This is a genomic window from Haliscomenobacter sp., assembly GCF_033763495.1.
Classification (GTDB): Bacteria; Bacteroidota; Bacteroidia; order Chitinophagales; family Saprospiraceae; genus Haliscomenobacter.
Genome location: NZ_JANRKL010000056.1, coordinates 1 through 26,753, shown reverse-complemented (window position 1 = coordinate 26,753; position 26,753 = coordinate 1). Strand labels below are relative to the sequence as shown.

Below are 26,753 nucleotides of genomic sequence, written 5' to 3'. Positions count from 1 at the left end.
AACAAAAATGCCCGATTTTCTCCACCTCCATTGCCATACGCAGTTCTCACTTCTGGACGGTGCTTCCTCCATTACCCAAATGATGGACAAGGCCGTAAAGGACGAACAAAAAGCCGTTGCCCTGACCGACCACGGCAACATGTTCGGGGCATTTAAATTTGTAGCGGAGGCCAAAAAACGCAACCTCAAACCCATCATCGGTTGTGAGTTTTATCTGGTCAAAGACCGGCACCAAAAAGCCTTCTCCCGGGCCAAAGGGGAATCCGACGAGCGCTACCACCAGTTGCTCCTGGCCAAAAATGCCAAGGGTTACGAAAACTTGTCCAAATTGTGTTCCCTGGGCTTCATCGAAGGTCTGTACGGCAAATACCCCCGCATTGACAAGGAGCTGCTGGTGCAATACCATGAGGGTTTGATCGCCAGCAGTTGTTGCATTGGGGCGGAAGTTCCGCAGTTGATCATGCACGGCAAACTGGAGGAAGCTGAAAAACAACTGCGTTGGTGGGTCGACCTGTTTGGTGAAGACTACTACATCGAAATCCAGCGCCACCGAGGTTTGGAAAACATCGATGGTCTGGGCATCAGTCAGGAGGACATCAACCAGACCTTGTTGGGTTTTGCCAAAAAATACAACCTGAAAGTCATTGCCACCAACGACTCCCATTATGTGAACGAGGAGGATTGGTTGCCCCACGATATCCTGCTTTGTGTCAACACAGGTACGTACCTGGAAGAAGAAGGCCGCTTTAAATTCCCCAGTTCCGACTTCTTTTTTAAGACCAAAGCGGAAATGGGCCAGCTTTTTGCCGATGTCCCCCAAGCCCTGGAAAATACCATTGAAATCGCCGACAAGGTTGATTTTCTGGACCTGGCACGCGAGGTATTGCTACCCGCTTTCCCCTTACCACCTGGTTTTGACACTCAGGATGCCTACCTGCGTCACCTGACCTATGAAGGCGCGCGGCGACGCTATCGGGACATTACCCCGGAAATAAAGGAACGTTTGGATTTTGAGTTGCAGGTTATCCAAAACTCTGGTTATCCTGGCTACTTCCTGATCGTTCAGGACTTTACTACGACGGCCCGCCAGATGGGCGTTTCGGTAGGCCCTGGTCGGGGTTCAGCGGCAGGTTCTGCGGTAGCCTATTGCATCGGGATCACCAACGTGGACCCTATCAAGTACGACCTGCTTTTTGAGCGCTTTTTGAATCCGGAACGGGTTTCCATGCCCGATATTGATATTGATTTTGACGACCACGGTCGGCAACAGGTCATTGATTACGTGATTGACAAATACGGGCGCAATCAGGTGGCTCAAATTGTGACCTACGGCACCATGGCCGCCAAGTCTTCGCTACGCGACGTAGGTCGGGTGATGAACATTCCCCTTGCGGAAGTGGACAGGGTGGCCAAAACCTTTCCCGTCCACCTTAAAGCTACCTTGGGCAAAATTTTGGGTAAAGAAGGCATCGATCCCAAACTCAAGTCCGAACTCAACTCCGAAGACGTAGAAAAAGCCAACCAGTTTCGCCAGTTGGCCGAAGGCCAGGACCAGATTGGGCAAATGATCCAAACCGCCCGCAAACTGGAGGGTTCCGTGCGCAACACGGGTATCCACGCCTGCGGAGTGGTGATTACGCCCGACGACATCACCAAGTACGTCCCCGTGAAGGTGGACAAGGATTCGGACATGTACATCACCCAGTTTGACAACTCGGTGGCCGAATCGGCAGGCTTGCTCAAGATGGACTTTTTGGGCCTCAAAACCCTCAGCATCATCAAGGATGCCGTGGCGATGATTGAAAAAAACCACGGTGTCAAGCTGGATGTAGACGAAGTACCCCTGGAAGACGAAGATACCTACAAATTGTTCCAACGCGGTGAAACGGTCGGTATCTTCCAATATGAAAGTACAGGGATGCAAAAGTACATGAAGGAATTGGTGCCCACCACCTTCGAGGACTTGATTGCAATGAACGCCCTCTACCGCCCAGGTCCCCTGGAATACATCCCCAACTTCATTGCCCGTAAACACGGCCGGGAGCCCATCACCTACGATGTGCCCGACTGCGAAGAATACCTGAAGGATACCTACGGCATCACCGTTTACCAGGAGCAGGTGATGTTGCTGTCGCAAAAACTGGCGGGTTTCACCAAAGGTCAGGCGGATAAGTTGCGAAAAGCAATGGGTAAAAAACTCAAAGCTGACCTGGATGCCATGTACCCCAAATTCCTGGAAGGTGGGGAAAAGCGCGGTCATCCGAAGGATAAACTGGAAAAAATCTGGAAGGACTGGGAAGCTTTTGCCTCCTATGCCTTCAATAAGTCGCACTCAACTTGTTATGCCTTTGTGGCCTTTCAAACGGCCTACCTCAAGGCGCATTACCCGGCTGAGTTCATGGCCTCGGTTTTGACCCACAACAAAAACGACATTGGCAAAATCACCTTCTTCCTGGAAGAATGCCGCCGGGGCGGAATCCCTGTATTGGGTCCCGACATCAATGAATCGGAAATGGACTTCTCGGTCAACAAGGCTGGGGCAATTCGTTTTGGCATGTCAGCCCTCAAAGGTGTGGGTGAAGGCCCGGTAGATGAAATTGTAGAGGAGCGCAAAAACGGGCCGTTCAAAAGCCTCTTTGAAATGCTGCGGCGACTGCCCATGAAGGCCGTCAACAAAAAAGCCCTGGAAAGTTTGGCTCTGGGTGGCGCTTTTGATTGTTTTGAAGGCACCCACCGGGCGCAGTATTTTGCGCCTTCGGACAAATACGACACTTTACTCGAACACGCCATCAAGTTTGCCAGTGCGGTACGGGCTACCCACTCTCAATCGGCCAATTCCCTCTTTGGCGACATGAGCGATTCGGTGATGTTGCCCGAGCCACCGCTGCCACAAGTGGAGCCTTGGTCGCTCCTGGAAAAATTGAATCGGGAAAAAGAAGTAACCGGCATCTTCATCTCCGGCCACCCGCTGGATGATTACCGGGTGGAGATCGAACACTTCATGACCTGTACCATCGATCAGCTCCCAAACCAGCAGAACAAACCAACCGTCCAGGTGGGCGGCATGGTGACCAAAACCATCCACCGGGTCAGCAAAAATGGCAATGGTTGGGGCATCTTCGAAATCAGTGATTACACAGGTTCCTACGAAATCAAACTTTTTGGCGAGGATTACCAAAAACACCGCCATCTGCTCACCGACGGCATCGCCATCTTCGTAAAAGGCCGCTTCCAAAAGGGTTGGAAAGATGATGGGGAAATGGACTTCAAAGTTCTGGAAGTACGCCTGCTGGAAGGCATCGCCCTGAGTATGACAGAGTCGATTACGCTCAAACTCCCCCTGGAACGGATCACCGAAACGATCATTGCCGAACTGGATGGTTTGTGTCGGACGCATGCCGGGCCGCACAAGTTCAAGGTCGAAATCCTGGATCCCGCGGCAAAAATGCGGGTGAATATGGTGTCGCTGGACCGGAAGGTGAATGCGGACAATGATTTTATAAGAGAGTTGGGGAGATTGGGGCTGGAGTATGTGTTAAATTAAGGGGTCTGTTTCGGGTTTCTCTGCTCTTATTTTCCCACGGCTAAAGCCATGGGGTGAGGCTGTATGGTTGCCTCCCACGGATGAATCCGTGGGTTGGCGATAGCCTGCTAATTGTCAGCGATGTTCTCTTCCTCTGAATTGCTGATCAGGGTTTCGACGTAATTCTGATCTTTGCTTACAATCAAAGCTATTTCTTCAGGAGTTTTTTGGTCAATTTGATAGAGGTAGAGGATAACTTTGTTGACTTGTTGACGCGCCTCTTCAAGTTCTTCTTCAAGTCGTTGACGTTCTCTTTCTCCGATCTTTTTTCCTTCTTCCAAAATCATATCATAAGTACTCATAGCTGTTTTGTTTAGGGTTTTTGGTAGGTTCTGAATAAATCTGTGGATTTTTTCTTTTGCAAGTTGCGAATTTTTGTAAAAATAGGCAAGCACCAACACAATGAAATCCTGCTGGCTATGAGGTTCAGTTAAATTGATGAAAATGAGCTCTGCGTTGTGCATGATGAAGTCAGGATCATGGATGTGTTTGAGCATCAGGAACGTGTTGATCAACAAACCTTTTCCCAATTCCAGAATTTGTTCGTCGCTCATATCCGTGACGTGGGTAAAGATGTAGTCAAAACGGGGCAGGAATGGCAAGATGCTTTCTGGCAGTTTTTTCCCAAAGTAGCTGTCAAAGTCCCGCTTTTTCCAACCTTGTTTGCCGTGATACACCAGGATCGGAATAATGGGATTCAGTTTTTTGTTGTTTTGGTGCAATCGCTCCGACCAGGCATCCAGCATGTAGCGCAAGAGCTGTAGATGGGGGCGGGGTTCGCGTTTGCTTTTGTGTTCAAAAATAAAAGCCGCAAGGGACTGCCCTAACACACCCACACTTTCACACTTTATACCCATTCTTGCAGCGAAATCTATGGGTTGGCGGGATGCCTTGGAGGAATGAAAGGCCAACACACCCACACTTTCACACTTTCACACCCACACCCTATTTTTCCCCCCAACCGGGGGATTTCCATTCCACCATTCCATCGTAATTTTGTCTTATCCACTGACCATGATGCCTCATCATCTAGTCTGCTGGTAAAGACATTTTTTCACCCGACGATAGAGCAGTTTCTCATGATCCCCTGCCCATTTGGTAGGGGTTTCATTTTTATGGTCTATGTTGTAACTTGCTAGCACATTGTCTACCGGATGAAAAGAAGCATATGTTGGGTCATAAGTTGGGTACTATTGACGGGAGTATGGGCGCAGAAGTACAACTTCGTCAATCTGAATGTAGAACACGGCCTCATCCAGTCGCAAGCCAATGCACTGTGCCAGGATCAACAGGGACACCTGTGGATTGCAACAATGGGGGGCATTTCCCGCTATGATGGCCAACATTTCACGGGATTTTCCATGAACGATGGTTTGGCTAACAACATCTGCATGGCTGTTTTAGCCGACCGCAAGGGGCGAATTTGGGTAGGCACCCAGAATGGCCTATCTCGTTATGATGGATCCCGGTTCAAGAACTATTATTTTTTTAAAGCACCCGAACAAAGCGAAGTCAGCTCCATGGCGGAAGATCGAGAGGGCCGCATCTGGTGCATTGTCAAAGACAAAGTATACGGTATTGATCGGGGCAAAATCATCAAAGCAGATTTGCCTGAAGGCCATGAATTTCGGCAGGTTTTTGCCGATCACCAGGGACAAATTTGGGCTTGTGGCCCCGAGGCTCCACTATACACCTTACACCAAGGTCAATGGCAGGAAATTGAACTGCCTGCTGGCGACAAAGCGCTTAACGCACCCTACCGGCTCTATTCCGATCCTGATCACAACCTTTGGCTGCTTACCCGTGGCGGGGTGTTCCGCCGCAGACGTGGCGTATATGAACAATTCAATCCACCCGGTTTTGCCGAAACAGTCAAAGGAAGGATAAGGCGTTTGGCCTTTGACCAAAACAAAAACCTCTGGCTGGGCACTCAAGATGGCTTGTATCAAATGAAGCCAGATGGCATCCGCCGCTTTGACCGTGGCAATGGGTTCTCTCATAATGTTGTCACCGATTTATTCATCGATCGCGAGCAGCAGCTCTGGTTGGCGATGGCCGGTGGAGATGGCGTTTTCAGGTACGCAGGGGATACGTTTGAGCAGTACGATGAATCCACCGGGCTGCCTGCCGCTTCGGTAATGAGCATCTGCCGCGATTCTGCACAGCAGATTTGGGTAGGCACCTACGGCGGCGGTTTGGCTCGCTTGGGCAAACAGGGATTTGAAGCTGTTCGGCTACCTCCAGCCGGAGCGCAACGCATCAACTCCATCATTGCCGACCACAGTGGCCACTTGTGGGTTGGTACCGAAGGAATGGGACTCTGGCGATACCAACAAGGCAAGTTCACCCAATTGCTCAATACCAAAGATGGCCTACCTCAGGGGGTGGTGCTGAACTTGTACGAGGATCGGGCGCAACGCATTTGGATTGGTACACCTACTGGCATAATGCGCTACGACAGTGGCCATTTTGAACAGCTCAAGGCCTACAACTTTTTTAGTTCCTGTTTTTTGGACCTTGGTCAGGATTCATTGTTGGTCGGCAGTACCAGGGGTATCTTGTTGTTGCAAAGCGACCAGAATATTCTGCGCAAGCAACCGGACTTGCTCCGCAAATCAACCGTCATCTGTGCCGCAAAACAGGGTTCAAAAGTATGGATTGGTTCGGACAACGGTCTGTTTTTGTGGGATTTGCCCAGCAATTCGTTCAAACATTTTAGTCAAAAATCAGGATTGCCTTCCAATATCGTTTACAACCTCAGTGTGAGCAAAAAAGGTATTCTATATGCTGGTACCGGACAGGGGTTTGCCCGTTTGGTGCTCGATGCTAAAACACAAACCTATCAAATCGACAATTTTAGCGTTACTGCAGGAATCCCAAACTGGGAAAGCAATCAACATGCAACATTAATTGATCGGGATGGTTCGGTGTGGTTTGGCACCACCAAAGGGCTGTTCCACTACCATGCTTATACCCCCAACGCAACAGCTCCGCCGACCGAGGTCATTTTACAATCGGTCAAACTGTTTTCCAAACCCCTGCAAGCCGGGCAATGGAATAAAGGCCTAAATCCTTGGTACAATGTGCCCCAAAATTTGCGTTTACCCCCGCGCAAAAACCACCTTGGCTTTGAATTTGCTACAGTTTCCTTACGAGACCCACAAGGCATGCAGTACCAGTACCGCATTCAAGGATTGGATTCGAATTGGTCGGTGCTCTCCAACAACCACAAAGTAGAATACCCAAATTTGCCCCCCGGTAAGTTTGTTTTCCAGGCCCGTGCCCGCAACAAAGCCGGTCAATGGACCCCTAAAGTCCTCAATTATCACTTTGAAATCATCACCCCTTTTTACCAAATGCCCTGGTTTCGGGGCGGGACAATTGGCTTTTTAGTACTCCTTGGAGTAGCAATCCAGTCCATTCGGGTGCGCTTGCGTTTACGGCGCAAACGCCAAATCGATCGTTTGCGGCAAGAAGAGCAGGAAAAAGTACGCCGCCGAACTGCCGAAGATTTTCACGATGAATTGGGCAACAAGTTGACCCGCATCGCCCTGTTGACTGAAATCCTGCAAAACAAACTAGGCCCCCAACAGCCCGATGTTAAAGGCATCGTCCAGCAAATCAAGGAAAATGCGGTGCAATTGTACGGCGGAGCGCGCGACATCATCTGGTCGCTCAACCCTTCCAGCGACAATCTTTTTGAAATCCTGACCCGCATCCGCGATTTGGGCGTCGATCTTTTTGCCGATACGGGGATTGATTTCTCCTGTGAAGGCATCCAGGACAGTTACCACGATGTTTATGTCCCGATCGACTACAGTCGCAACCTAATCATGATTTTTAAAGAAGCGCTGAACAATTGCCTAAAGCACTCCCAGGCCCAAGCCGTAACTTTTGAAGTCATGCCCATTGGTAACCAATCCTGGCGGATCATCCTGCGCGACAATGGTAAAGGGTTTATTTTGGAAAACATCAAAAAAGGCCACGGCATCGACAACATGCAGGTTCGCGCCAAACGCATCAATGCTCAATTGGATTTTGCCCTGCTCCCCCTAGGCGGCACGCGACTTGAACTCCGTTTTGGCTTAAAAGAAAAAAAGAGCGCCCCTGTTTGAAAAAATATGGAATGGTGCATACCCCACCAACCCACGGATTTATCCGTGGGAGGCCGCCATACAGCCTCACCCCATGACTTTAGTCGTGGGAATCAGGAGAGGGAGGCCATCCATAACTTTATCCATGCGATGCTAAACATTAGAACATGTACACCATAAACGTAACCCTCATCGAAGACGACGAAACCATCCGCGACAGCTACGCCTACCTCATCGGCGGTATGGAGGGCTACGCCGTGATCAGCACCTACGCTTCATACGAAGACGCAGCGAAAAAGCTCCATGTTGACGCTCCCGATGTCATCCTGCTCGACATCGAGCTACCAGGGCTCAACGGCATTGATGCCCTTCTCAAGATCAAAAAAATCCTACCCAATACCCCGGTGATCATGCTAACCGTTTACGAAAACGAGCACACCATTTTTGAAGCCCTGGTCAATGGAGCTAATGGTTACCTCACCAAAGATGCCAGTCCACAAAAGATGGTCGATGCTATCAAAGAAGTGATGGAAGGTGGCGGAGCCATGAGTGCCAATGTAGCCCGTTTGGTCATCAAGTCCTTTCACCGCAATCAAAACTCTCCCCTCACTCGCCGCGAAACCGAAATCCTGGAACAAATTTCTCTCGGCAAAAGTCGCAAGCGCATCGCTGAAGAAATGTACATTGACATGGAGACCGTGAAATCCCACATCAAAAACATCTACCTCAAACTGGACGTGCACTCCAAGGCTGATGCCATCAAAATGGCCAAAGATAAGCGCTTTATATAAATTCAAACAGCTTCTTAAGTAGCAGGAAATTTATATGAGCAATAAACGTTAGATTTGCAGATTAAAAAGAAGGACTGGAATGAAACTAGTATTACGCGTATTGCTCTTCCTTTTGGTGGTGATTGGTTTGGTTACCTGTGAAAAACTGGAAGAAAACCTGCTCGAAGGCCCCATCGAACTCTCCACTCAAGAACAACGTTTCCTCACTGAAAGCGATTGCGACGGTGCAGTCCGGCTGTGCTACAATGCCCTGGCCTTCGACGATTGGTGGCAAGTCCACTTCTGGCGCCTTTGTAATGATGCCGCTACCGACGACGCCTGGGTAGGCGATACCGTCAAAAATTACGACATCAACCCTCCGCGTATTTCCAACAACCCGCTGGATTCCAATAAAGCCCGCAACGATACCATTGCGGCTCCCCCTTTCAAGCGCCGCCTGGAAATCATGCAAGCTGGGCATTACACCCTGGACACCCGAGGTGAGCGTTTGCGCGATTTTTACCAGTCCAATTTCAAAGGTATTTTCTTGTGCAATAGCGCCATTGCTGGGTTGAGCACTTCGAAAATTGCCGAAAATGTAAAAAACAGGTTGACTGCCGAGGCAAAATTCTTGCGGGGCTTTTATTATTTTGAACTAGTCAAAAATTTTGGTGGCGTGCCCGTCATCACCTCTGTGGTTACCACCGAGTATCTGGATACCATGACCAGAGCTTCAGTTGCAAAAGTATACCGCCAAATCAAACAGGATATGACCGAAGCCGCGGCGGTACTGCCTACCTTGACCGAACAAAATGCCAAAGACCGTGGTCGGGCTACACAGGGGGCTGCACTGGCTTTTTTGGCGAAAGCTGAATTGTACGATGGGAACTGGGAAACTGCTTTAAATGCCGCCAAAAAGGTAATCGAAGCTGGTGACTATGCCCTTGAGCCCGACTTTGGTCAACTCTGGAACCCCAGCAATGTCAACAGCCGGGAGTTTATTTTTAGCATTGGCACCGGAGTATGGCCATTCAACGCTTTTGGAAATCCTATCCCACTTATGTGTGGTACCCGCGCTGAAAAAGGCTGGGGTTACTTATGCCCGACTTCCAATCTGGAGCAACATTACCTGGCAGATCAGGACAGTGTACGCCTCAAATGGACCATCATCAAACACCAGCAACCAGTTCCAGGTGATACGACCAAGCGTTTCAATGCCCGCCCGGACGTGAGCAAATCGGCTCGTTTTAGTCGCAAACTGTATACGCCTTCGGAGCAGCGCTTTGGCGGTTCAGGCACCAAATTACCTCACAACGTGATCTTTATGCGCTACGCGGACTTACTCCTGATCGCCGCCGAAGCAGCTTACCATACCAACAATACGGGGATTGCCATAGAATACCTGGGGCAAGTACGCCAGCGCGCCAAACTCAATACCAACCCTGGGCTAAGTGGAAGCGCCCTGCTCAATGCCATCTACAAAGAACGCCGTTCCGAATTGGCCTTTGAAGGACATCGTATCTTTGATTTGCGGCGCACCAAACAGCTCAACCAAATCTTTGGCACCCTTGGCTCATTTGTGACCTATAATTTAGGCAGCACTGATTTTTACGAGACCAGCAACAAAAGGGAAAAACAGGATAAGGGAATCAAATACACCGCCAACAAGCACGAGCTTTGGCCTATTCCGCAGGATGAATTGAACCGGAGAAGGGGGTTACGGCAGAATCCGGGGTATTAAACGTAATAAGTGATGAATTATAAGTGATGAATGATGAATTGTTCGTGAATTCATCACTTATCATTCATCATTTATCATTCACTTTTCACATCCACTTCTTCCTTTTAAACCACACGTAAATCACCACAATAATCACCAGCATTAGCCCCAGGCTCGCCGGATAACCCCATACCTGGCTCAATTCAGGCATGTACTTAAAATTCATTCCATAAATACCCGCAATAAAAGTCAGGGGCATAAAAAAGACCGAAAAGATGGTCAATACCTTCATCACCTCATTGGTCTTGTGGGCCGAGATGGAGATGTAAATGTTCAGGAGGTTGGAGACGTCTTCGTGGATTTGTTCGTAGTTGCTGTGCAACTTCAGGGTAAGGTCTTTCAAGTCCTGGATAAAGTGATTGGAGTGGGTATCGTGGTGCACCTCCGCGATGACTCTTTCCGTCAAAGTCAGCAGTTTTTTATTCACACTCACCATGCGCCGCAGGTGGTAGAGCTTTTCCTCAAACTTGCCTCGCGAGTGCCGGGCAAAAATAGCCGTTTCAATTTTGTCCACCTCATCATCCAGGTATTGCGCCGGGCCTGCGTAAGTAGCCACAGCGTACCAAATCACGTGAGTTACGACATCACAAGGCTTCAAATGATGTCCTTTCCCCAAGTACCGGCTCACAATCTCCTCAATGTACGGTTGAGGCAAGCGGTGGATGCTGATGATGCAGTCTTTGGTGTAAAACATTGCAATTTTACTGGTCAGATCCTGTACCGAATGGGGGGTTTCCAGTTCTTTAGGGTTGTAGGAGCGTACAATGACGAAACGCGCTTCTCCATCCATCTCAAACTTGGGCAAATGATCCGGTTCCAAACAATCTTGCACGGTATAAGGATGCAAATTGAAGCGTGCAGCAATGTCCAAAAGCTGCTCTTTGGTGGGCTGTGTAACGTCTAGCCAGGTAAAACTGCCTTGGTAGATGGTTTTTTCCACTTGGCGATAATTTTTGATGCAAGCTAAGAAAAAAGTTGAGAAAGTTGAGGGAGGTTTAAGCTGCCGCAGCGATCCTTGCACTTCGGCTACGCTCAGTGACCGGATCGCTGGGCAGCTCTCAACCTCCCTCAACCTCCCTCAACCTTTTACCCAGCATCTCCAACAACCAGCCCCGATCCGTCAACAACTGCACCCCCTGCACCTTTTCCTTTAGCGCCTCCATTTGTTCCGGTTTGCGGCGGATGAGCTGAAACAGCAGTTCACAAAAATTGAGGTAAGTCTGTTTGAGCGCGCTGGAAATTTGGCGGTTGCGCTTCAAAAAAATGGTGAAGGCCGCCAGGAGGGAGAGCAGCGATTTGCTTGCGCCGGATTCGTAGTAGAGTTTGGCCAGGAGTACCCTGGCACCCAGGTAATAATTCAAATCGGAGTAACTCACCTGATTCAATAAACTCTGCGCTTCATCAATCCGCCCGGTGTAGTAGTACAATTCAGCGCGGTTGAAGGCGAGGGCATCGGCACGGAGCTCGCTGGGCAAACGCTCGGCGTAACGCTCGATGAACAGTTCAATCTCGGCGAACTGTTGCAGGCGCAGTGAAAGCTTCACTACATTGGTAAAGGTCCAGGGCGAAATCTCCTTGCCTTCCAGCAGCAGGCCCCGCTCCAGCCCGTGGTGGTACAGATTCAAGGCTTCCTGCACGTACTGCCCTTTGCCCTGGCGAATTTTTCGGGCGCAATAATTGATGGCAAACAAGTACACATCGCGCAGGGTGCTCCCCTCCCCTCTTTCGGCCAGGATGCTTTCCCGCAGAGTCACAAAATGCTCCTCCTTGTCCTCTTCCTGGAGGGCCTTCAAAATCACGTAGTGCAATTGGATGAGTGGCTCGCCAAAAAAATTGCGCGACAACAAATGCTCCACCCAGGCTTCCGAAATCCCGGTATCGTATTCCCCTTGCAAAATGGCCTGCCTGTCCAGCATCACACAGGCATATTGTAACTTTTGTAAAAAATAATAAGCGTCGAGACCATCCGAAGAATGTTGCAGGGTGAGGTCGAAACGGCGCTGGCGACTGCGCTGGAAAGCCAGTTCGTTGGTATTCAGCCAATGCAAGCGATCCTTAAGGTAAGGTACATCGTGGGTTTGGGGTCTAGCAAACCGTGCCTCCAGCCGGCGGTTAACTTCCTGGAAGTTTTTATCCAGCTTTTTTTCGGACAACACTTCGTGTAAAAGTAAATCGGCCAGGGCACCCGATTGAAAGAGTTTTTCCAGGGTCCAGAATGACTCAATCAAACCCACCGCATCGCTGCACCAATAGCGCCATTGTTTGTCTACAAAAGTTTGTTCGGGAAAAAGTTGTGCCCATACCCGTTCTTTTTCCAGCTCTGGCTGTTGGTAGTTGGGCCAAAAGCTCAAGAGATACAATAAAAGCTTCTCACAGGCTTCATTTTGTCGGAAATAACCCGACTGAATGAGGCTGCGCAGCCTTTTTACTTCTTCTGCACTCAGTATTTGGAGGTTCAGGTAGAGTTTTTTCTTTTCCAAAAATTGACAAATTTTTATTTCAAATTAAATAAAAAATTAAATTAAAAACAAAAACTCCTGTAAATATAACTACAAATTAAATTACCCGCCCATTTACGCTGACTTTAATCACCGACAAAGCATTAAAAATGTAATCTAAGGAAGCTTGACAATATATACTTTAAGCCCCTACCTTTACGCTATGAATTGCACGAGACGAAAAAACAAACAGTCTATGAAATACATTTTTAGCATCTTCATCAGCCTCACGCTCGGGTTCAGTACCCAGGCACAAGTCATGTGGCCGGGTGATGCTAACAACAGTGGTAAAGTCAACGCTGTAGATTTGCTTTTTGTGGGTTTGGCTTACAATGCCAAGGGCCCTGTGCGCAGCGGTGCCAGCACAAGTTGGCAAGCACAAAACTTTACGGCCTGGTCCCAGTTTTTTTCCAATGGTTTGAACTACGCTTTTGCTGACGGCAATGGCGACGGGGAGATAGATGAAAAGGACAGCAAGGATGTCATTGAACCCAATTTTGGCCTGACCCACGGGGTTGTACGGGGTGATGGTTTTTCCAAAGGCATCAAAGGTCAGGCACCTCAGCTCAAACTCAGTACCACGCAAAACATTGTCGCTCCTGGTTCCACCATCCTGGTTGATGTCAACCTGGCCGACGCCAGCAAGCCTGTTGATTTTTACGGACTGGCTCTACAAATGGGTTACACCAATCGCCTGGTTCGCTCAACTGACTTTGAAGACGAAGTGGCACCATGGTACGAAGGTACTGGGGAAGAGAGCATCGACCTCTACGTTGATCCAGGCAATAACGGGCAGTCGGAACTGGCCATCACCCGCACCAACCAAAAAGCCGCCACGGGTTTTGGGCGTATGGGCAAGATCAAGTTGGTCATCGAAGACATCATCGTGGGACGCCCGGTGGATACCTTGCGCATCACCATTGATAGTGTACTGCTGGTTGATCAAAATTTGAAATCGACTGCTATTGCCCACGATACCCTGGTCATTTTTGTGACCAGTAACCCCAAACTGGTGGGAGTCAAAAACCTGAAGCAGGATCCAGAGTTGGTTAAAATCAGCCCTAATCCGAGTTATGGAAAATTTTGGGTGGAAACACCTTTGGAAATCCAGCATTGGACCTTGTACGATCAACTGGGGCGGGTCATTCCCATTCGACTCCAACAACATCGTCCCGGGCAGTGGAGCATTGATTCGGGCAACAATCCGCCGGGGATATACCTGCTGAAAGGTAGTGGAGAAACAGGTTTTGTCAACAAATCGCTTATTCTAACGCATTCATATTGACTGATTATGTACTGGGCTAGCTTGGCTCATCCGTGAGCCAGGCACCTTTTCCATATCGGTCAAACATCCAAAAAAATCAAAACGATGAAAAAGTTCTTTTTCGCGTGGTTCATCACCGCGCTTGCCGTAGGCATGTCTTCTTGTAACAAAGAATCCTTTACTGTATCAGCCGAAGAGCTGTTCAAATTGGATGGCAGTGTCAACGTTTTTTGTGCTGGAAAAACGAGTACTTCTTTCAATAAACTCCCGATCGTAGCCCAGGAATACCTGCAAAAAAACTACAGCGACTTTACGACGCAGGATGTATATGTTTTTACGCAGGATAGTTCCTTGTTTTATGGTGTAGAATTGAAAAAAGTCGGCACAGAGAAAAAAATCTTGTTCAACGCCAAAGGTGAACTGATTAGCATTGGCGACGACAATGAGCGCAGTGAATACTACCTGGCTGATAAAATTCCAGCCAACATCAAGGCTTACCTGCAGGAAAAATTCCCCAATGTGGGCATCAAAGAAGTGGAATTGAAACATGAATACGGCTTAGCTGCCTTCAAAATTGAATTGAGCAACGACGTCAAAATCACTTTCTCCAAAACTGGCGAAATGTGGTGCTCTGGAAAAAGCAGCGATGATGATTCGAATGAGGACAAGGGCGACGACGATGATGACGACGACGATGATGACAACAGCAATGGAAATGGCACTGACGACAACAGCAACAGTACTGGCAGCATCAGCCTGACCACCATTCCCGACTCCCTGAAGCAGTTCATCACCAGTAAATACCCTGGTTATGTAGCTTATGAGGCTGAAAAAGAGGACCTCTGCGATGGTTTGTATGTGTTAAAAATTGGGGTTAAAAAAGGCAGCGACGAACTACACCTGATGTTTGACCTCAAGGGCAAATTCCTCTTCGACGCCATCCGGATTAGTGCAACTACCCTTCCCCCAGCCGTGAGCAATGTCCTGAAAACCCAATACCCTACTTACACCTTCAAAGACGACAAATCCATCGAACAACTGCGTTACCCTGATGGCAGCAAACGCTACTATGTACGCTTGCGTTCCAGTGCAGGCAAGGATTTGCGACTGATGTTGGGAGCCGATGGTAGCCTGGTTTGCCAAAAAACCAGCTCCAGCAGCAGTGATGACAACACCGGCGGTAGCGGCTCTGGCAATGGTTCAGGTTCAGGCAGTGGCAGTGGCAACTCCGGTGGCACCGACGACAACAGCAACAATGGCGGCTCAGGTAGCAATGGTAGCGGCAACTCTGGTGGCAGCGACGACAACAGCAACTCTACTGTAAATGTATCGACGACCATCAAGAATTTTGTGAGCAGCAAATATGCAGGATACACCATTTACGAGGTGGAAAAGGAAGACTGGTGCGACGATCAATACTTGATTGAAGTGGGCATCAAAAACGGCAGCAAGGAAGTACACCTGGTGTTTGACCTCAATGAAAAATTCCTTTTTGAAGCCAAACGAATTGGAGAAGCAGCGCTACCTAGCGCAGTGGCCAACGCCATTAAGACTCAATTCTCTGGCTACAAGGTGAAAGACGACAACGACGTTGAAGAACTCACTTATGCCGACGGCAGCAAGCGCTACTACGTGCGACTGCGCAAAAGCAGCGGTGGCGGTGGCTCCGATGTACGGGTGATGTTCAACGCCAATGGTACAGTGTTCTGTCAGAAGAAGTAATAAGTTCCCCTTTTTTACAGTTGAATCTGTGCGGCATTTTTAACGCCGCACAGATTCTTTTAAACCAGTCAATATGAAAAAGTTATTTGTTCAATTCATTCCTAGTCTTTTTGCCTTAGTCTTGATTTTTGCATCATGTAGCAAAGATGGTGCAACGCCTTCTGGAGACGACAGCAATACCAATACCACCAATGTATCCGCTGGCATCAAGTCCTACGTTTCCCAAAACTATGCAGGCTACAGCATCTACGAAGTAGAAAAAGAAGACTGGTGCAAAGATCAGTACACGATCAAGGTGGGCATCCAGAAAGCCAGTCAGGAACTCCACCTGGTATTTGATCTTAATGAAAAATTTGTGTTTAAAGCGATCCGTATAGCCGAAGGGCAACTGCCAGCCGCCGTATCCAGCAATAGGAGCAAACTGTTTGCAGGTTACGAAATAAAGGACGACAACGATGTGGAAGAACTCCAATATGCTGATGGTAGCAAGCGTTATTATGTACGCTTGCGCAAAAGTAGCGGCGGTGGTGGTTCCGACGTAAGGGTGATGTTTCAGGCCAATGGTACTGTTTTTTGTCAAAGAAATTAGACCTGCGCTCATACCTTTGCTGATTACAATTGCTTTAATCTTGGCTTGTTCAATATGGCCAAGCTTTTTATGGAAAAACACAAAACTACCATGGTATCCAAACACTTCTTCATTAAGGCATCAGCTATCAGCTTTGTGCTGAGTCTGCTGATTTTTGCCTGCAAACAGGAATACATCTACATTGGTGAGGTCGATCCAGGTACTCCCCAGGATACCACCAGCACCGGAGGCTCTGGAGGAACCGGAGGAGGTACAGTAACCACAGGCAAACCCTGCTCCCCGGATTCAATCTACTTCGAACTGTCAGTATTGCCGATTTTGCGCTCCAATTGCGCGCTATCTGGTTGCCACGATGCCACTTCCCGCGAGGAAGGCATCATCCTCGACTCCTACGCCAATACCATCAAAACGGGTGGCATTCGGGTCAACAGCCCGGCCAGTAGCAAAATTTATTCCTCGCTCAACAGCACCCGCGAACGGATGCCGCCACCACCTATGTCGGCCTTGAGTGATGCGGATAAAGCTAGTATTTTGAAATGGGTACAGCAGGGTGCCAAAAACCTGACTTGTGATGGGGTCTGTGATTCTACCCAAACCAGTTTCAAAAACAATATTTTACCCATTGTCACTTTGCAATGCAAAGGTTGCCACAGTGGTACGGCTGCTTCGGGCGGTGGAATTCTGTTGAGTACGTATGCGGAGATCAAAAAATATGTCGACAATGGTAAGTTTTTGGGCAGTCTGGTGCAGTCTCCCGGTTACAGTGCCATGCCTAAAAATGGCAAACTACCTGATTGTGACATCCGCAAAATCCGCAACTGGATTCGGCAGGGTGCTTTAAATAACTAGTGAGTGTATTTATAATAGTTCTTCTTGGAGCGCCTTCGGGGCGATAAAAAAATAAGTGATCATTTTGCCAGAGGATTAGATAAGTAAACGTTTCATTTTAAGCGCCTTATCTAATCCTCTGACTCAGGAAAAAAGATCACTTATTTTTGCCCCACTACTTCGTGATCATCGTACCACGAAGGTGCTTTTATTTCCAGTCATCATCATCGAGGCCTTCTAACCAACCAGTGATGCTGTTGCCAATGCGGTTTTCCTCCAATCTGGCTGAGTCAGAACCAGCTAAAATGTTTCCCCGCTGAATGTCTTTGCTGTGCCTGCTCCAACGCCCCATAATATTAACCAGAATATCATTATCCAGGCCTATCTTTAATTCGGCTAGATTTAAAGCTTCCTCAATTTCACCCATTGCTACCAACTTTTTGAGCTTGTCTTTAAATTCTGCCAAAGAGCCTGGCAGAGACTTGACTGCTGCAACTGTATCCCCTTTGATCAGTTGAATTTTTTTGGTAAACCCAATATTGCCGTACACGCCCCAGGGCATGGGAGATTCAGGCGTATCCCCTGGCCGGTGGATGATCCCCCGACTAAAGGTCGCTTCTTTAATATCGGCAGCATCCAATAAAGATTTGGCCATTTCAAAGGCGCCTTCCAGGGTTTGATTCTCCTGGGTGAATGCGGAGTAAAAAGCCTTAGCAAAGGTAAAAGCGCGTTCATCATCCACTTTGGTGGCAGTAGCGATTACGGCTATATCCCGGTCAATGCCATCCAGTATTTTGCTTACCATCCCTTGCGTAGAACAGCCGTTGAGGAAGATGATTTGCAAATTGGACATTCCTTTCAACAACTGGATGAATTGCTCAATGCCCTGATTGCGGTTTTCCAACTCCAGGTGCAAACTATCCGCATGCCCTCCATAATGAAAAACGGTAACCTGATCATGAAAAACCGTCATGGCTTCAAAAAGGTCATCAGTAGTCGCATTGCTGATGATCTCGTAGTCTATTTTATTTTTTAGTCCCAACAAAATCTTGCGCAACTCGGAGGTTTCTTTTTTGATGAAGTCCAGGTAGTTGTCCTGTTTGTTGGAAAAAGCCAGCAGTACAAAAGGCATGGTTAAAAAGTTGAAAGGTTGAGAAGTTGAGAAGTTGAAGAGTTGCTACCGCAGCTATTTAGACAAGAATTAGGTCAAAAACGCTGCGATAGCTACTCCTCAACTTTTCAACTCTTCAACTTTGATTTAGGTTTGGGGTTAAAAGCAATGTGAAAAAGGGCGTCGCCCTGATTCACCACTGGTGTATTGTTGTGGCCAATAATAAAGCCACTTTTTTTGGCTTTGACCTGGGTCCGTTCCTCTCCAAATGGGTCGGTGATGTAGGCGATGACCTCATCTTTTTTCACCTGTTCACCCGAACACTTCACCCAATGGAACATACCAGCGCGGGGAGAACGCAACCAGGCAGTGTCGGCAAAATGTTTACTCGCCTCAGCAGCGGGAGCATCGTTGAGGATTCCCTTGTGCATCATCACCCGGCGCATGCCCAAAATCCCTTGCTGGATGGAAAATTCATCAAAACGCAGGTTTTCGCCTCCTTCAAATACCACAATGGGTTTGTTGAGCTCAACCGCCGTACGTCGCAATGACGATTTGATAGACTTACCCGCAATGGTGAATGGTGCTGCAAAAGCTTGAGCCAGTTCAAAACTCGGTCCGTGTTCAGTAGTATAACGCACTTGTGGGTAATTGTAATGTCCACGCCCCCCCGTATGAAAATCGATGCCAAAATCAATTACTGGCAAAATTTCGCGTGTAAATATCCGGGCTACCCTGGAGGCCAAAGACCCATTCGCATTGCCAGGAAAATTCCGGTTTACGTCCTTACCATCGGGAACATCCCGTGAAAAATTGATGAAACCATACACGTTCAACAATGGGATGGCAATGACAGTTCCGGCATGAAGGTGAGTAAATACCCCTTGTTCAACTGAGCGGCGCACAATTTCTACTCCATTCACCTCATCGCCATGCACCCCGCCCAATACCAGCATACAAGGCCCAACCCGGGGGCCTCGGTACACGTGTGCCTTGATGGAGATGATGTTGCCCGATGGAATCCGCCCCACCGGAATTTTGATCACAGCGTATTGCCCCGCTTCAATGAGCGTATTGTAAATTTTGATCGGTTTGCTTTGGGTGGCTTTGCTACGGGAATAACCTGTGTTCATTGATTTCGGATTGCGGACTTGGGATTTCGGATTGCGGATTTCGGATTTCGGTGGTTTTTCAGGTCTAAGCGAATCTGAATGCTTCAAAAGTAAGGTACAAAAACTGAAATACCTATACCTTCAATACCGAAGCAGCACCGAAATCCACAATCCCAAATCCGAAATGCTTAGACAGCTACTTTTTTTCGCACCTTGCCGTTTCGCAGAGCGAAGACTTTTTTCTCCACAAAATCAAAAATTTTGCCCGCTACATCTACCTGCGTGTAAGTTTCAATGCCTTCCAGGCCAGGCGAGGCATTGACTTCCATGATCAGCGGCCCTCGTTCAGAACGGAGGATATCCACCCCGGCAATATCCAAACCTACGGCTTTTGCGGCAGTGCGGGCCACAAAATCCTCTTCCATAGTCAGCGGCTCCTGCTGGGCACTGGCCCCTCGGTGCAAATTGGAACGAAATTCGCCATCACGAGCCTGGCGTTTCATTGAAGCGACTACTTTACCATTGACCACAAAGGCACGAATGTCCGCTCCTTTGGCTTCGCGGATAAATTCCTGGATGATCACCCTTTCATTGAGTCGTTGAAAAGCTTCTATGGTAGATTCCGCATTGCGGTAGGATTCAGATAAAATGACCCCAAGGCCATGGGTGCTTTCCAGCAGCTTGATGACTACGGGTAATCCTCCAACCATGGATATCAGAGGCCCGATAGCCTGGCCATCTCCTACGTAAGCAGTTTGTGGTACATCAACCCCCACTTCTTGCAGGCGTTGCAAACAGCGAAGTTTGTCGCGCACCAGCAATAAACCTTCCGGTTTGAGGGTTGAAAAAACCTTCATCAAGCGCAATTGGGTAAGCACCGATGCACCCATAAGGGTAAAAGAAGTGGAAATGCGCGGAATAACTGCATCTAAATGACTGAGGGGGAAGTCTTTGTAATACATTTCGGCCCGCCCTTGTTCCATCACCAAACTGCATTGGTTGTAGTCGATGAGCTCGATTTGGTGGCCACGAGCTAGGCCGCAGCGCAACAGCGACTGGGTGGAGTATACCTCCTGCGCTGTGGAAAGGATGCCTATTTTCATTGTTGCTTACTTGGAATATTCAATGGAATTATACAAAACTGCTGGAGGGCCTCCTCCGGGCAGCAATTTACGATTAAAGTGCATTCCAACAATTTTTAGGTCATTGTTTTGGACGGACATTCGTCGATAAAATAGGGTGTGAGTGTGATGTGTGGGTGTGAAGGTGTGTAAGTGTTGCATAACCTCAACTTCTCAACTTTTCTCCTTACCTTGCTTCACGATTCATCCACAACCCGCATGTACATGTATTTTCGCCTGATCGTACTTTTCTGTTTGCTTATGGGGGCTGGTTCTTTGCCCCTTTCAGCGCAAACCCAATTCAATTTTTCCGACAGTACCCGGGTCAGTTTGTTGACCTGTTCACCAGGGAATGCCCTATATAGTACCTTTGGGCACAGTGCAGTACGGGTATACGATCCCATGAGTGGTATGGACGCCGTATTCAACTGGGGGATTTTTGATTTCGATACCCCCAATTTTTACTGGAAATTCATGCGGGGGAAGTTGTTGTACCAAATGGGTGGACAACGCTTCATTGACTTTTATTCCGAATACCAATACCTGCAACGCAGTGTGGTGGAAACTCCCGTTTTGCTGCCCCTGGAGGCCAAACGCAAGTTGTTGAACACCATCGAAACCAATTATTTACCCGAAAATCGCAAATACAAGTACGATTTTTTCTTCGACAACTGTGCCACTCGGATCAGAGACGTAGTGGAACGCGCACTGCCGATTGCCTATGCGGATACCAGCCGCACGATCAAACCACTGCGGCGCCTGTTGGACGAATACCTGGTAGAAATGCCCTGGTCCGACTTTGGTATTGATTTGATCTTGGGGCTCCCAGCGGATCAAATGGGGACTTTCCGTTACGAGATGTTTTTACCCGATTATTTGGGCAAAAACCTGCCTCATGCCCGTTACCAGGGCAAAGCCATTACCGGGCCCGAGGTTCAACTTTTACCTGCCGCCCCGCTGCCTCCATCCAAAGCTCCGAAGCCTTTGTTGCTTATTTCCATCATCATGTTGCTTTGGGTTGGGCTTGGCTTTTTGAAATACAAATTACCCGTCAACATCCTGGATCGTTTGTTTTTTGTGTTGATTGCTCTGGCGGGAACTTTGATGTTGTTTTTGTGGCTGGGCACCGATCACCTGGCGACCAAATACAACCTGAATGTATTATGGGCCAATCCACTGTATTTCATCGCATTGGGATCTTTGGGGGGCAAACGTAAAATCTGGTTGTGGATCATCGGGGGCTTGTGTGCATTTACATTGCTTTTTTTCCCCTTTTCGCCACAACTTTTTCACCCGGCCATCATCCCTATTCTACTCGCAGTCATGCTGCGTTGTGCTTTGAAAATTCCATTATTTAAACTGCCTAATTAAGTAGCAATAAAGTTTACCCAATGCAATACCCATCTACTTTTGAAACCATCATCTTCGACCTCGGCGGCGTGCTGGTCGACTGGAATCCTCGTTACCTTTACCGCAAAATTTTTGCCGATGAGGCAGAAATGGAACGTTTTTTGGCAGAAGTCACCACCGGCCATTGGAACGAACAACAAGATGCCGGGCGTACCCTGGCAGAAGCCACTGAGACCTTGATAGCCGAACATCCTCATTACGAAAGTGAGATCCAGGCCTTTTATGGCCGCTGGACCGAAATGCTCAATGGTGCAGTGGAAGGTACCGTAGCCATTTTGGAGGAAATCCTCCAAAATGGCCGCCACCGGGTGTATGCGCTCACCAATTGGTCGAATGAAACCTGGCCTTACGCCCTGGAAATTTTTCCATTTATGCACTGGTTTGAAGGGGTTTTAGTTTCTGGTGATGAAAAATTAATCAAACCCGATCCGGCGATTTATGAGTTGATTTTGGATCGTTACAACATTGAGCGCAGCACGGCTTTGTTCATCGACGACAACTTCAAAAATGTAGTGGGCGCCTGGGACGTAGGCTTGCCAGCGGTGCATTTTGAATCTTCGGAGCAGTTACGGGAATTTTTGGTGGAAAAAGGCGTCTTGTAGTTCTAGCTTGAAAAAAATTGCTATTTTTACGGCTATCCTTCACAAATGTACCATCTATAAAAAGCTTAAGGCTAAGCTATTTTATACCCTCCTCGTAAAAGACCTGCGTGTACTTTACTACTTTTATGGTTAAACATACTTTGAGAATGAAAACTACTAACATCTTTCGGCTTCGCTCAAGGACCGCCTTTAAGAGTTCGAGCATCCTCTTAAGTCTGGGACTTCTACTAGGCATCATTGTCCTTTCATTGCCCTCTTGCGAGTTAGAGCGTTTTGATGACATTTACCCTGACCCCGCTGAGTACGACTCCCTAACGTTGACTACCACCAATGGCAAGTTTGACAAATTCAAGTTGGATTCGGTTTACTTAGCAGATATCGTAGTGGGCATCAGTGGCAATGGCGATACCATTCGTTTTGTGAAAGATGTAGACGGGCTCACCTATTATTTTATTGCGCCAAGCACTTTGCCTGTTGGAACCCATCAGGTACGCATCAATGCACTGCGGACCTTATTGAGCATCAAAATAGATACTCTGACTGGCCTGGGTAATCAAACCGCTGATGCAATCATTTCCAATTATTTGCGGGATGAGGTCACTCCAAACATCAATTATTTTAATCCGGCTACGCCAACCACCGCAGCGCAATTGGGCAAGATTCGAGATACCACTCAATTTTTGTTCAATACCCTTAATGCAAACCAAAAGCGTAGTGTAGCCATTATCCTATTGGCCAACAAAAACTTCTTTAAAGACTTTAATACCGCTTTACGCAATCTACGCTCTGTTCCCATCAATACAGTAGGGCCATCTGCTGTCTGTACCGGGGCCGATTACAAAACGTATTACCCTTGTTTGTTTGAGGCATTGGGATTGGCCTACAGCAGTCTGGAAACGCACGGGCGCTTACTGGTTGCCTTCGCTCGGGCCTTGAACGGGTCTTTCTTTTACATCAATTCAACGGGTGAATACCGTTTGAGACTCAATGCCAATCCCTCCTTGGTGTCGGGGTTGTTGCAATTTGCCAATGTATTACCCAAGGCCATGATTGTAGGGGATTTGGGCAATCGGGCCAACAACCGCACCTGGATTTTGAACGTAGATTTTTCCCAGGTTCCAGCTACGGCTATGTTTACCCACAACATCATAGATACCATTCCGGTTAAACTCAACTATCGCAATATTCGGGATACCGATATTGGCTCGGCGTTGATTGGAACTTATGTCTCACGTTTTAATGCTTTCCGCACTTGGTGGAAGGACTCACCTTTGTCTTTTTTCCCGGTTGCTCCGGCCTTGACACCACAAACGGCACCTTTGGCACTGAATGATCTGGACGTATCTGCTACGCTAACTTTAGGGAGTACCAATGTGACCAAAGGCGTTACAGTTCCCTCTGTGTTGGAAGATGGTTTCCGCGTACGTTTCAGGATTGATGCCGAAACGGCTCAGAATACGACAATTACCTTATCGGTTTCTAACCAGGGTTTTAGCGATATGCGGACTTTCAATGCTACGGTGAAACCGCAGAATTAATGACGAATGATTCAAATGACGAATCCCCCGGTCACTGAGCAAAGTCGAAGTGCTGAGGGATTCGTCATTCCCCTTATTTTTCTTCCCTAAGTACTTTCGCAGGCAAATACCCATTGTAGCCCCGGAAGCTCACCAACCACCAATCCGAGTTGGTTTTTTCCAAAATTTGAACCCGGTATCCGGCACCAACTTTAATCACCGTCGCTCCATCTGCCGAAGCAGTGGGCTTTAAATCAGCACTGCTTACCAGCATATAGACCAGGAGTTTGTTGCTATTGGGCTGTGGTGCGGCGACATCGTTTTTAGCGTCTGGAGCAACTTTGGTTGCATCAGGCTGGTTGTTGGCCGTAGTGTCGGCATTCATGGCTGGTTTTTCAACGGGTTTTTCAATCGGCTTGCTCACTACAGTAGGCGGCTCCACTGGCGCGATTTCGAGGAAAAACTCTTTTTTCAGTTCTGCTACACCTGCCAGTTCGTCCAAAGATATGTTTGCCTCGGTAGGTTTAAAGCCATTTTTCTTTATCACTACGCGGTACTCCCGGTTGCGCTCCATTGGTGCCATAATGTCGACTCCCGGGTTGCCCCGTACAAAGGCCAATATCTCCCGATCAGCTTGCTTTTGGTACAATTCTATGGTAACCCCCGTCACCAACTCTTTGCTACTTGCATTGTAAGTAGTGGCCCGCAAATTCACCCAAGGGCGCAGCGTTGGTGTGGCGGCAAGAACAGGGGTACTGACTGGTGCCGGAGTTGTTTTGACGGGTTTGGAAGCGGGCTCAGGCCGCTCCTTGGTTTTTGCCACCGTGGTTTTTTCCTTTTTCACTTTTTCTGGCCTGGCCTTCATCTTTTTTTGCTCACTTGAATCCACTGAGGCAATCAGGGTATCATCACTCAGGGTGCTATCTTGCATGGCTACATCGGTTTTCGTTTTGCCCCGACCAAAAACCAGATTGATGCCCACATTGAGCTGTGCATTGCGCGCATTGCCTAGATTGACAACAGAAGCAACATTATCCGAAGCAGCATAAATTTGTAGCGGGCCAAGGTTGATGGCAGCGCCAGCACCCACCTGGAAGCCGATTCCCTGTACCTGAGCCAGGGTTGCCCCAACTTGTAGTACCCGGCCTACATTAGCCCGGCCATTGAGTGTAAAGTTCCAATAATTAAAGCCGTCCAGCCGTTCCAAATTGACCATGGCTCCAGCAGTAAAGGTTTTATTAAAGTGGTAATTTCCTCCGGCATAAACATACATGGGCAGAGGCGACTTGATTTTCCCAAGGTATTTGGTCTTTTCGGGAGTGGTCACAAAATCAATGACCTGCTCCAATGCTTCTTCAGCTTGTTCGGGCTGATTGGCATAAAAATCCAGGTATTTGGTGCTGTAGCCGTATTCAGTAAGGTTGTTTTTCCAAACGATTTGACCCAAATTGACCAGGCTCGCAAACACTTCAATTTTGTCATTGACCCGAAACTGCGCGCCCAAATCAAGAGCCAAGCCTTGATTCCCTGTCCCTTTAAGGTAGGTGCCAATGCCCTGGGTAGAATCAAAGGCCGCAGGTAAGCCAGCCAACAGTAAACCGACATTTCCTTCCAGGCCGAGAATGCCCTGTTGATAATCGCCAACGATGCTAAAATTCTCGTTGCGGGTCCAGGCCCGACCAACACCAATCGCCATTTTGGCCCGCAGCCCCGCACTTAGCCGGCCTGGGATAATTTCGTGGGTATAACTGGCGCCCAAAGTGCGATGATGGTTAAAATTTAAAAAAGTACCATTCACGTTGTAGCGACGGGGGCCATTTTCAAAATCTTCAGGGGTAAGTCCCTGAATTTCGTCAAAAGTGGTAAACAAGGATTTTGAATATCCCAAAGAAGACTGCACGGTTTCGGTACCCTGGATACCAATGTACCCCTTTCCCAATCTGAATCCCGCATCCAGAATGGTCGTATTAAAATCGAAGCCAAGGGTGTTATAAGGCCCTATTTGGTTGATGAAATCAGAAAAATTCGTCTCAAAAAAGGAGCCATTGGGGTTTTCGCCCTGGTCATCAAAATTGATGTTTTTGATGTCATTGGCTGAAAACCCACTACTGCTTGCCCCCAAGTTGAGGTTGCTGATCAGAGGTAAACTCAGGTGGAAATTGTAGTCAGGCATCCGGCCAACATTCATCATTTGGGACTGCGGCAAACCGGGCAAGTTGTAAAGGGTCAAATTGCGTTGAGCAAATAAGGGGCTCAATCCAAACGCAAATACCGTTAAGCACAACAAGCAGAAGCGACTCATGCGTTGAAGAGCATAGTCATGGGATGTAAATTTTCTCATAGTAGTACATTTATAAATAGTGCGGCATGCTACCGCTGAAAAAATACAATGCTGTCCTTGCTTTGCGCAGCAAGCTGGTATTTAACGAGTTGTTTTCCAGTTCCGAGCTCAAGCCCAGGCTGTTTGTCGTGAGGATGTGAAGGGTGCTCTCCAGTGTTGAGCTTTGATTTTCAATGAGAAGTTTGGGTAATAGTTGTATCAAAAAAACTTGCTAAAGGTAGAAAAAAGGCTGCAAAGAACCAAACAAGAAATAAAAAATACTCATAAGTTGGTTGAGGGAGGTTGAGGCGGCGCCCGCGGTTTTTTACAAAGACGTTTGTAAGTAGCGAGGGGGGGCGCCACCACCCACAAACCAAAAATTTGTATTTTTTTTTTGTTTTTTGGTTGTGTTGAGCGATTTTTATTGCGTTA

At 48.0% G+C, this 26,753-nt stretch carries 19 protein-coding genes; 11 read left to right on the top strand and 8 right to left on the bottom strand.

Features of this window, described 5'->3' with window-relative positions; all coding sequences use genetic code 11:
- Positions 1–7: 7 nt before the first annotated feature.
- On the top strand, positions 8–3,544 hold the full coding sequence (gene dnaE, locus SFV55_RS06555) for a DNA polymerase III subunit alpha (RefSeq protein ID WP_320028677.1): 3,537 nt from the start codon (positions 8–10) through the stop codon (positions 3,542–3,544).
- A gap of 107 nt (positions 3,545–3,651) precedes the next feature.
- On the opposite strand, the gene SFV55_RS06550 is transcribed toward dnaE, so the two are convergent.
- Positions 3,652–4,419, bottom strand: coding sequence for an Rpn family recombination-promoting nuclease/putative transposase (locus SFV55_RS06550; protein ID WP_320028676.1), 768 nt, complete (start codon positions 4,417–4,419; stop codon positions 3,652–3,654).
- Positions 4,420–4,737: 318 nt separating this feature from the next.
- Here SFV55_RS06550 and SFV55_RS06545 point away from each other — a divergent pair, with 318 nt between their 5' ends.
- From SFV55_RS06545 to SFV55_RS06535, 3 genes are all read left to right on the top strand, one after another.
- Entirely contained in the window at positions 4,738–7,698 is a 2,961-nt protein-coding gene (locus SFV55_RS06545; protein ID WP_320028675.1) for a two-component regulator propeller domain-containing protein, read from the top strand.
- 146 nt (positions 7,699–7,844) lie between these two features.
- Positions 7,845–8,468: a response regulator transcription factor gene (locus SFV55_RS06540; protein WP_320028674.1), complete on the top strand. Its 624-nt coding sequence runs from the start codon at positions 7,845–7,847 to the stop codon at positions 8,466–8,468.
- A gap of 79 nt (positions 8,469–8,547) precedes the next feature.
- The gene (locus SFV55_RS06535; protein WP_320028673.1) at positions 8,548–10,188 is read left to right on the top strand and encodes a RagB/SusD family nutrient uptake outer membrane protein; all 1,641 of its coding nucleotides are present in this window, start codon (positions 8,548–8,550) and stop codon (positions 10,186–10,188) included.
- 85 nt (positions 10,189–10,273) lie between these two features.
- On the opposite strand, the gene SFV55_RS06530 is transcribed toward SFV55_RS06535, so the two are convergent.
- Both SFV55_RS06530 and SFV55_RS06525 read right to left on the bottom strand, forming a co-directional pair.
- Positions 10,274–11,167, bottom strand: a complete 894-nt coding sequence (locus SFV55_RS06530; RefSeq protein ID WP_320028672.1) for a CorA family divalent cation transporter — start codon at positions 11,165–11,167, stop codon at positions 10,274–10,276.
- A gap of 118 nt (positions 11,168–11,285) precedes the next feature.
- A complete protein-coding gene (locus SFV55_RS06525; protein ID WP_320028671.1) occupies positions 11,286–12,707 on the bottom strand; it encodes a hypothetical protein in 1,422 nt (473 codons plus the stop codon).
- 214 nt (positions 12,708–12,921) lie between these two features.
- On the opposite strand from SFV55_RS06525, the gene SFV55_RS06520 reads away from it, so the two are divergent.
- The 4 genes from SFV55_RS06520 to SFV55_RS06505 all read left to right on the top strand — a co-directional run bounded on the left by SFV55_RS06520 (position 12,922) and on the right by SFV55_RS06505 (position 17,149).
- Positions 12,922–14,010, top strand: a complete 1,089-nt coding sequence (locus tag SFV55_RS06520; RefSeq protein ID WP_320028670.1) for a hypothetical protein — start codon at positions 12,922–12,924, stop codon at positions 14,008–14,010.
- A gap of 84 nt (positions 14,011–14,094) precedes the next feature.
- Positions 14,095–15,711 carry a PepSY-like domain-containing protein gene (locus SFV55_RS06515; protein WP_320028669.1) on the top strand — a complete coding sequence of 539 codons (1,617 nt, stop codon included), beginning with the start codon at positions 14,095–14,097 and terminating at the stop codon, positions 15,709–15,711.
- Positions 15,712–15,784: 73 nt separating this feature from the next.
- Positions 15,785–16,300 carry a hypothetical protein gene (locus SFV55_RS06510; protein WP_320028668.1) on the top strand — a complete coding sequence of 172 codons (516 nt, stop codon included), beginning with the start codon at positions 15,785–15,787 and terminating at the stop codon, positions 16,298–16,300.
- Between the two features lie 69 nt (positions 16,301–16,369).
- Positions 16,370–17,149: a hypothetical protein gene (locus SFV55_RS06505; RefSeq protein ID WP_320028667.1), complete on the top strand. Its 780-nt coding sequence runs from the start codon at positions 16,370–16,372 to the stop codon at positions 17,147–17,149.
- 187 nt (positions 17,150–17,336) lie between these two features.
- Here SFV55_RS06505 and SFV55_RS06500 read toward each other — a convergent pair whose 3' ends face one another.
- The 3 genes from SFV55_RS06500 to SFV55_RS06490 form a co-directional block, all read right to left on the bottom strand.
- Complete coding sequence (locus tag SFV55_RS06500) at positions 17,337–18,260, bottom strand: hypothetical protein (protein ID WP_320028666.1); 924 nt, start codon at positions 18,258–18,260, stop codon at positions 17,337–17,339.
- Positions 18,261–18,367: 107 nt separating this feature from the next.
- A complete protein-coding gene (locus SFV55_RS06495) occupies positions 18,368–19,372 on the bottom strand; it encodes a succinylglutamate desuccinylase/aspartoacylase family protein (protein WP_320028665.1) in 1,005 nt (334 codons plus the stop codon).
- A gap of 167 nt (positions 19,373–19,539) precedes the next feature.
- Positions 19,540–20,454 (bottom strand): RimK family alpha-L-glutamate ligase, encoded by a 915-nt coding sequence (locus SFV55_RS06490; RefSeq protein WP_320028664.1) that lies wholly within the window; start codon positions 20,452–20,454, stop codon positions 19,540–19,542.
- Between the two features lie 243 nt (positions 20,455–20,697).
- Between SFV55_RS06490 and SFV55_RS06485 the strand changes: the two genes are divergently transcribed.
- The 3 genes from SFV55_RS06485 to SFV55_RS06475 all read left to right on the top strand — a co-directional run bounded on the left by SFV55_RS06485 (position 20,698) and on the right by SFV55_RS06475 (position 24,022).
- A complete protein-coding gene (locus SFV55_RS06485; protein WP_320028663.1) occupies positions 20,698–21,843 on the top strand; it encodes a DUF4105 domain-containing protein in 1,146 nt (381 codons plus the stop codon).
- A gap of 20 nt (positions 21,844–21,863) precedes the next feature.
- Positions 21,864–22,484: an HAD family phosphatase gene (locus SFV55_RS06480; protein ID WP_320028662.1), complete on the top strand. Its 621-nt coding sequence runs from the start codon at positions 21,864–21,866 to the stop codon at positions 22,482–22,484.
- A gap of 146 nt (positions 22,485–22,630) precedes the next feature.
- Positions 22,631–24,022, top strand: coding sequence for a hypothetical protein (locus tag SFV55_RS06475; protein ID WP_320028661.1), 1,392 nt, complete (start codon positions 22,631–22,633; stop codon positions 24,020–24,022).
- Positions 24,023–24,095: 73 nt separating this feature from the next.
- On the opposite strand, the gene SFV55_RS06470 is transcribed toward SFV55_RS06475, so the two are convergent.
- Together SFV55_RS06470 and SFV55_RS06465 are read right to left on the bottom strand one after the other, a co-directional pair.
- Complete coding sequence (locus SFV55_RS06470) at positions 24,096–26,342, bottom strand: DUF5723 family protein (RefSeq protein ID WP_320028660.1); 2,247 nt, start codon at positions 26,340–26,342, stop codon at positions 24,096–24,098.
- A 170-nt stretch (positions 26,343–26,512) separates the two neighbouring features.
- Positions 26,513–26,753, bottom strand: a 241-nt coding sequence (locus tag SFV55_RS06465; protein WP_320028659.1) for a hypothetical protein, incomplete at its 5' end; no start/stop codon positions are given.